The organism is Streptomyces sp. NPDC001270 (assembly GCF_042896695.1).
Lineage (GTDB): Bacteria > Actinomycetota > Actinomycetes > Streptomycetales > Streptomycetaceae > Streptomyces.
The window spans coordinates 25,539-32,830 of sequence record NZ_JBIAXM010000058.1; the positions used below are offsets into that span (position 1 = coordinate 25,539).

Annotated in this window: 7 protein-coding genes; 2 read left to right on the forward strand and 5 right to left on the reverse strand. The window is 67.8% G+C overall.

Annotated elements, in window-relative coordinates; genetic code table 11:
* Positions 1–83: 83 nt before the first annotated feature.
* The 4 genes from ACFY2B_RS43775 to ACFY2B_RS43790 all read right to left on the reverse strand — a co-directional run bounded on the left by ACFY2B_RS43775 (position 84) and on the right by ACFY2B_RS43790 (position 5,247).
* On the reverse strand, positions 84–2,312 hold the full coding sequence (locus ACFY2B_RS43775; protein WP_390768649.1) for a xanthine dehydrogenase family protein molybdopterin-binding subunit: 2,229 nt from the start codon (positions 2,310–2,312) through the stop codon (positions 84–86).
* Entirely contained in the window at positions 2,309–3,298 is a 990-nt protein-coding gene (locus ACFY2B_RS43780; RefSeq protein WP_390768650.1) for an FAD binding domain-containing protein, read from the reverse strand. The genes ACFY2B_RS43775 and ACFY2B_RS43780 overlap by 4 nt, the downstream gene beginning before the upstream one ends.
* The gene (locus ACFY2B_RS43785) at positions 3,285–3,815 is read right to left on the reverse strand and encodes a (2Fe-2S)-binding protein (RefSeq protein ID WP_390768651.1); all 531 of its coding nucleotides are present in this window, start codon (positions 3,813–3,815) and stop codon (positions 3,285–3,287) included. The genes ACFY2B_RS43780 and ACFY2B_RS43785 overlap by 14 nt, the downstream gene beginning before the upstream one ends.
* A gap of 373 nt (positions 3,816–4,188) precedes the next feature.
* Positions 4,189–5,247 carry a PrsW family intramembrane metalloprotease gene (locus ACFY2B_RS43790; RefSeq protein ID WP_390768652.1) on the reverse strand — a complete coding sequence of 353 codons (1,059 nt, stop codon included), beginning with the start codon at positions 5,245–5,247 and terminating at the stop codon, positions 4,189–4,191.
* Between the two features lie 379 nt (positions 5,248–5,626).
* Between ACFY2B_RS43790 and ACFY2B_RS43795 the strand changes: the two genes are divergently transcribed.
* Entirely contained in the window at positions 5,627–6,088 is a 462-nt protein-coding gene (locus tag ACFY2B_RS43795; RefSeq protein WP_390768653.1) for a GlxA family transcriptional regulator, read from the forward strand.
* Complete coding sequence (locus ACFY2B_RS43800; RefSeq protein WP_390768654.1) at positions 6,085–6,351, forward strand: helix-turn-helix domain-containing protein; 267 nt, start codon at positions 6,085–6,087, stop codon at positions 6,349–6,351. Before ACFY2B_RS43795 ends, ACFY2B_RS43800 begins: the two co-directional genes overlap by 4 nt.
* On the opposite strand, the gene ACFY2B_RS43805 is transcribed toward ACFY2B_RS43800, so the two are convergent.
* Positions 6,348–7,010: a pyridoxal 5'-phosphate synthase gene (locus ACFY2B_RS43805; RefSeq protein ID WP_390768655.1), complete on the reverse strand. Its 663-nt coding sequence runs from the start codon at positions 7,008–7,010 to the stop codon at positions 6,348–6,350. The genes ACFY2B_RS43800 and ACFY2B_RS43805 overlap by 4 nt on opposite strands.
* Between the last annotated feature and the right edge of the window lie 282 nt (positions 7,011–7,292).

Here is a 7,292-nt window from a genome sequence, read left to right on the forward strand (position 1 = left end):
CAGGGCTGAGAAGCCACCAGCTTCCCGAACGGATGATCCGCAACGAACTGGACACGGCTCATCTGACCCTCGAAAATCCAGCGTCACCTCGACGAGCCGAAGTCAGTAAGCAGGGCGTCCAGGGTGATCGGCAGCTCGCGGATACGCTTTCCGGTGGCATGGTGGACGGCGTTGGCGATCGCGGGTGCGATGCCGACCAGACCGACCTCGCCGACGCCTTTGGTACCGGTGGGAGTGCTGCGATCGGGCTCGCCGACGAAGACCACGTCAAGCTCGGGGATGTCGGCGTTGACCGCGACGAGGTAGTCGGCGAACGTGCCGTTGGCGATGCGACCGGTGCGCGGGTCGGTGACGGTGTCCTCGTAAAGGGCCAGGCCGATACCGCCGACCGTGCCGCCGATGATCTGGCTTCTCGCCGTCTTCGCATTGAGGATGCGCCCGCCATCGATCACGGAGACCACCCGTACGACCCGGATCAGGCCGAGATCGGCGTCGACCCGGATCTCCACGAACTTGGCGCCGTACGCACCAGCAAGGGACATGCCCAGCTCGGTGGGGACCGGCGGGGTACTGTTCCCGTTGGCCGACAGCTCGGACAGTCCGTGCCGGGCGAGGATGTCGACGTACGGCTCCCCGCGATCCGGGCGGCCCGCGAGGTGGATCCTTCCCTCCGTGCACTCCACATCGTTGGGGGACACCCCCCGCAGAGGTGAGTCGGCGTCGCCGCGGGCGAACTCCGCGAATGAGCGCACCAGCCGTCGGCAGGCGTCGTGCACCGCGTTGCCCAGGGCGCCGGTCAGGCCGGAGCCGCCTGCCATCGTCGAGTTGGGCATGTCGGAGTCGCCCAGGTCGAAGCGGACCTGGTCCAGAGGCAGGCCCAGCTCTTCGGCGGCCAGTTGGGCCATCACGGTGTACGTGCCGGTGCCGATGTCAGTGGCCGCACTGCGCACCAGCGCGCTGCCGTCGCCGTTGACGGTGGCCTGAGCTGCACAGGGAAGCGCGAAATGAGGGAAGAGCGCGCTCGCCATGCCATAGCCGACGAGCCAGTTGCCGTCGCGCATGGAACGCGGCTCAGGATTCCGATCCGACCAGCCGAAACGCCGTGCGCCAACGTCGTAGCACTCCAGGAGGGCTTTGCTGGACCAGGGCAGCCCGTTGCGCGGGTCGACGCTGGCGTGATTGCGGAGCCGCAGCTCCAGGGGGTCCATGCCCAGGGTGTAGGACAGCTCGTCAAGGGCCGACTCCAGCGCGAAGTTGCCCTGCGCCTCGGCCGGGGCGCGCATCGATGTCGGAACGGCAATGTTGATCCGCGCCTGTCGATCCCGGGTGATCGCGTTCGGGCACCGGTAGGCGAAGGAGGTTGCCGCGGTGAAGGGCTCGTAGTCGTTGTCCTCCATGCTCAGGGAGGAAAGGCTGCGGTGGTCGAGAGCGACCAGCTCGCCGTCACGCGCCGCACCGATGCTGAGCCACTGCACCCCGCTGGGGCGGTGCCCGACAGAAGTGAACATCTGAGGTCGGGTCAGGACCAGTTTGACCGGGCGGTTGAGCACCCGGGCGGCCACAGACGTAAGGATCACGTGCGGCCAAACGCGCAGACCGGCGCCGAAACCCCCGCCGACATAGGGCACCAGGACCCGCACTGAGCTCTCCGGGATGCCGAAGACCATGGCGAGGGTGGTGCGCACCATCGACGGCCACTGGCTGGTGTCGTGGACGGTGAGCGTGTCGCCCTCCCATACGGCCAGCGTGGCGAACAGCCCGAGCGGGTTGTTGGTGTTGTCCGCCGTCGTGTAGACGGCCCGGAAGGTCACCTCGGCGGTCTCCAGCGCGGCGGTGGTGTTGCCCCTCACGGTGTCCATCTGCCACGGGTCGACGAGTTGTTCGGCCCGCGGGTCCTGGAGGTCCAGCAGCGGTTCCGTGACTTCGTAGTCGGCCCGCACCAGGCGCGCCGCGGCGGTCGCCTGCTCCGGGGTCTCGGCCACCACGAAGGCGATGTGCTGACCGTGGTGGAGGATCCGGTCGTTCCGCAGCGGCGCTGGAGGCGATTCCCCGAGGACCGTCGTGGGACCCGCCCCGACCTCTGGGGTGTTTTCATGGGTGAGGACGAGGAGCACACCGGGGGAGCCCTCGGCCGCCTCGGTGTGCATGCGGACGATCCGGCCCGCGGCGATGGTGCTCTGTACCACGGCACCGTAGGCTTGACCGGGGACACTGAAGTCCATCGGGTACGGCGCGGTGCCGGTCACTTTGCGCGGGCCGTCGACCCGGTTGATGCCCGCGCCGACCAGCGGCCTGTACTCGACGGTGCTCATGTGGTCACTCCTGACACTGTCTGCAGCTCGCGTACCAGGGTGCGACGGGCGAGCGGAACCTTGAACGCCGTGCCGGGGACGGTTCGGGCGTCGCGCATCGCCGCGTCGGCCGCGTCCTGGAACGCGGCCGTGCCGACCGGCGCGCCGGTCAGCACGTGCTCCGCCTCGTAGGCCCGCCAAGGCTTCGATCCCACCCCGCCCAGCCCGACCCGGGCCTGACGGATCGTGCCGTCGCCCACGACGAGCAGCACCGCGGCCGAGGTCAGGGCGAACTCGTACGACGTCCGGTCGCGGACCTTGAGGTAGCCCGACCGGGCGGCGGACGGCGGCAGCGGGATCTCGACCTCGGTGATCAGCTCGGCGTGCTCCAGGACGTTCTCGCGCTCCGGGCTCTGGTCGGCCGCAAGGTAGAACTCCGTCAGCGGCACGGTGCGACGCGCCGACACACCCATGATGTGCACGACCGCGTCGAGTGCCACCAGTGCGACGGCGAGGTCGGAGGCGTGCAGCGCGACGCACCGCTCGCTCACCCCGAGCACGGCGTGCATACGGGCCACGCCCCGCACCGCGGCGCAGCCCGAGCCCGGCGCGCGCTTGTTGCACTCGACGACCGTGGGGTCGCGGAAGTATCGGCAGCGTGTGCGTTGGAGCAGGTTTCCCCCGATGGTGGCCATGTTCCGCAACTGCACCGACGCGCCCAGCAGCAGGGTCTCGCGCACCATGGGCAACCGCTCGGCAACCGTGGGATCGGCAGCCAGCTCCTCCATGGTGGCGAGCGCCCCGACGTGCAAGGACTCTCCGCGGCGTTCGATGCCGTGCAGCGGGAGCCTGGTGATGTCGATCAGTCGCGGCGGCTCCAGCACACCGTCCTTCATCAGGTCGAGCTGGGTCGTGCCGCCCGCCAGGCAGGACGCCGCCGGATCGTCCGCCAGCAGTCGCACTGCCTCCTGGGTGTCGTTGGCCCGCACGTAGTCAAAGGTGCGCATCGCGACCTCTCCCGGACGCCGCCTCGCGAATTGCGGCAACGATGTTGGGATAGGCACCGCAGCGGCACAAGTTGCCGCTCATGAACTCCCGGATCTCTTCGTCGGAGCCGGCTCGGCCCTCAGCGATCAGCGCCACCGCCGACATGATCTGTCCGGGCGTGCAGAAGCCGCACTGGAAACCGTCGTGCTCCATGAACGCCTGCTGCACGGGGTGCGGCCCGTCGGTGCCCGAGACGCCCTCGACCGTGGTGATCGCCCGATCCTCGGCCTGGGCCGCCAGGGTCAGGCAGGAGAGCACTCTCCTGCCATCCAGATGTACGGTGCACGCACCGCAGGCGCCCTGGTCGCAGCCCTTCTTCGTGCCCACGAGACCGAGCCGGTCGCGGAGGGCGTCCAGCAGGGTGACCCGGGTGTCCAGGCGCAGGGTGTACGACCGGCCGTTCACCGTGAGTGTCACGACCCGCTCTGAAATCGCAGGACGCTCGCTCACGTCCTGCCGACTCACCCCGTCCGTCATCCGTCCTCCTTGCGAGGGGTCACGAACGGCTCCAGCCCACACGTGGACTCGCTGAGCCAATTCAGTAGATAACACTTCATGTCATGCTATGCGCCAAATGGGGGATTCGGCACGCTGTCCGATCCTGCGGATCCCCGGGCGGCGCCTGCGGCCCCAGCTCTCCTGTCCGGCCAAAGGCTCGCTGGGCGGAGAGACAACCCACGCCGAACTGCGGGAGCCACATGCGCTGTGGGAACGTCCGCGTTGGTGATGGATCAGGGGGAGCACTGACCAACGAAATTCAGAGGCGGGTCCGGCTGTGTCTCGCACGGTGACGACCGGGCCCAACCGTGTCCGGCCACGAGCCGATGCCAACGAGCCCACTCACGTTCCGCTACCGGCCAGTGTGAGACACGGCCGCCCGTCTGACAGAGCCTTGCGAGGCTGCGATCGCCCCCAGCATGTCCGACCTCGCCGCCGCCACTGTCCGCACTTGTTCGTCCAGCCCGTCCCCATGTCCGGTGGCCTGCGCACGGGTCGTCCGTATGCTGAGCCCGCTCGCCTCTGCTTGGTAACGCGTTGTGGCCTGGGCCGCACCGCGACCTGAGTGGCGTAGCACGGCTTTCCTCCAGCGGCGGCGTTGACCGAGATGGGAGAGGGGTGTCACCTCGCTGGGGTCGATATGGCCGTCGCGTGCCAGCGCGGGCAGGGAGGCGGCCACCATTTTCCCCGCCCTCCTGCGGAGCACGAGCGCCAGGATCAGCATCGTGAGGAACGCAGGCACCAGGATGCCTCCGTAGATCTTGTAGATCAGGAACGGATCGCCGCTGGCGAGGCCGGCCCAGTCCCACGCGCCGTGCAGTGCGATGGCGATGAGCGGGGCGCCCAGAGCGAGCCCCGCGCGCGCAGATCGGCCGCGCTCTCGGACAACCGCAGCGATGCCTGAGGCGGACACGATGACCATGAGCGGGTGGAAGAACGGAAGCATCACCATCCGCAGGAAGACCGTTGCGGCGAGTCGTCCCGCTGCATGTGGATCGGATACGTCTGTTGCGAAGGTTGTTACGGCTTTTCCGAGGTACAGAGTGTTCTCCGTGCATGCGAATCCGGTACCGACGAGACCTGCGTAGACGATTCCGTCGAGCAGTCCGGTGAGCCACCTGGCCTGATAGATCACCACCCACAGTACGAAGAGGCTTTTGAGGACTTCTTCGGCGACAGGGGTGATCACGAGTGGGCGGAACCAGTGACCAAAATCGGTGCTCACTGCGGTGTCGGCAAGATGTTGCAGGGCTTCTTCCGACCAAATCGCGGCGAAGGCAGCCAGCGACGCACCCCAAACGAATGCGGAAAGGAGCCGCCCTGAACGCTCGCGCTTCCAGCGGCCCAGCCACAGGAAGGCGCCCGCGACGGGGACGGCGGCGAGAGCGGATACGACGAGGCCGGCTGTCACCCCTGTGACTCCGATCTGACCGCCCACCCAGACGATGGAGCCGATCCATGAGGCACCTGCCACCAGGGGCCACAGGGTCCGCGCCCGACTCCGTCGCTCGGGATTCATCGATGTTCGCATCACGTTCCTTCTCGGCGTCCGACTCCCGCGATTCGCGGTTGCGCATGGATGAGACACCGTGCCGCCGCGGCACAGTCAAGCCGAGATGGTCGAGAGCGGAGAGGGAGGGATCGCCTGGGCCGGAGCGCACGAGAGGTCGCGCAGCTCGCCGGTACGACTTTGCGTACCGACCGGTACTCTCACGAGGTCGGGTTGCCCGACGTGCCGGAACGACCGGCGAACGGCTACAAGGCGTATCGGGCCGAGCCTCGTGCGACTGATGCAGATCCGCCGTCTCACGGAACTCGGCATCCCACTCGCCCGGATCCCGGACGTGGAGGCCGGGGCGGCGTTTCTCGCGCGTGCTGGGCTGCTCGACGGCCGTCGGGCTGCCACGCACTGGAGCTATCGCGACCGGCTGGCCCGCGAGTATCCCGACATTGCTGTCTGCCCTGACCCCATCTTCACGCGGGATGGCAACGTCTGGACGTCGGCCGGGATCACCGCTGGTATCGACCTCGCGTTGGCCATGGTGGAGGAGGACCACGGAGCGATGATCGCCCGCGCTGTCGCCAGGTGGTTCGTGGTGTTCCTCCAGGGACCTGGCGGCCAGGCCCAGTTCAGTACGCAGCTGGCCGCGCAGCGCCCGTCTCGACAGCCGATACGCCAGACCCAGAATGGATCGCCGACCATCTGGCCGACGAGCCGACCGTGCCGGCGCTCGCCGCGCTGGTCGGCATGAGCGAGCGCAACCTCACTCGTGTCTTCCGCGCTGAGACCGGCCACACCCCTGCCGCATACGTCGAGACCGCGCGTATAGAGGCTTCCCATGACCTGTTGGAGACCAGCGACATCACCATCGAGGCGATCGCTCACTGCTGCGGCTTCGGTACTACCGAGACCCTGCAACGCACGTTCAAGCGGGCCTTCAATGTCACTCCTGGCCAGTATCGAAGCCGCTTCGCAGCGAGCAATTGTCCATACTTGTGGATCGGATGGAGTTAAGGCCACAGCATCTGCTTGGTCCACCCGTCGGGTGAAGACAGGTATACGAGCCGGGTGTGGCGGCGCTGCTTGTCGCCCTGCCAGAACTCCACCGACTCCGGGCGCACTGAGTACAGCGTCCAACCTGGCGCCACGAGGTCGGGCTCGCTCTTGATCCGCGTGAGCGACGCCTCCACTTGTGCGTCCCTCTCGGCCAAGTCCGCGAGCGGTTGTGATTGCCGGCCGAGCAGGGCTTCCGCCCGTGCCCCAGCACCGCGGGCGAGGAAGTCCGCAGCGCACAGTTCAGGGGTCTCTCGCACAACCGGTCCGCGCACCCGGACCTGTTGGGCGAGCGGTGCCCAGTAGAAGGTCAGCGCCGCATAGGGGCGGGCAGCGAGGTCGCGGCCCTTGAGGCTGCTCGCGTCCGACGCAAACTGCCAGCCCTGGGGGCTCACGTCCTTGAGAATGAGTACGCGGGCGGTCGGATCACCGCTGGCGTCCGCCGTGGCCAGCGTCATGGCATGAGGCTCCTTCACCCCGGCGTCCAACGCCTTGAGCAACCACTCGGTGAACAGCTCGAACGGTGTGTCCGGCGCCTGCGAAGGGTCGAACTCAGGAAGCTCGCCGGCGAAGACCTCGATGCCCCGCAGCGTCTGGCGCAGGTTGCCTGCACCGGTCACGTTCCACTCCCTCAGCCGTGATCACTCAAGTCGAACTGAACCTGGCAACCTGCATAATTCACAGGCCGATTGAGGATGAACACGCCGCTGCAGCCCCAGGTCGTTCGACAAGGTGGCTGTTTTCGAAGTGGGCTCCAGCACGGACGAGGGCGACGAGGCGGGGTGCGCTGCGAGCGGCGTGCGAGGGCGTCTCCGGCCCGTCGGCTCAGCGGGTGGCGAGGAGTTCGAGGGTGTCGATCACGCGGTTGGAGAAGCCCCACTCGTTGTCGTACCAGGCGACCA

Excerpts from the sequence above, each read along its gene's own strand:
- ACFY2B_RS43785 (WP_390768651.1), bottom strand. The coding sequence starts at position 3,815 with ATGACGGACGGGGTGAGTCGGCAGGACGTGAGCGAGCGTCCTGCGATT.
- ACFY2B_RS43780 (WP_390768650.1), bottom strand. The coding sequence starts at position 3,298 with ATGCGCACCTTTGACTACGTGCGGGCCAACGACACCCAGGAGGCAGTG.
- ACFY2B_RS43775 (WP_390768649.1), bottom strand. The coding sequence starts at position 2,312 with ATGAGCACCGTCGAGTACAGGCCGCTGGTCGGCGCGGGCATCAACCGG.
- ACFY2B_RS43800 (WP_390768654.1), top strand. The coding sequence starts at position 6,085 with ATGAGCGAGCGCAACCTCACTCGTGTCTTCCGCGCTGAGACCGGCCAC.
- ACFY2B_RS43795 (WP_390768653.1), top strand. The coding sequence starts at position 5,627 with ATGCAGATCCGCCGTCTCACGGAACTCGGCATCCCACTCGCCCGGATC.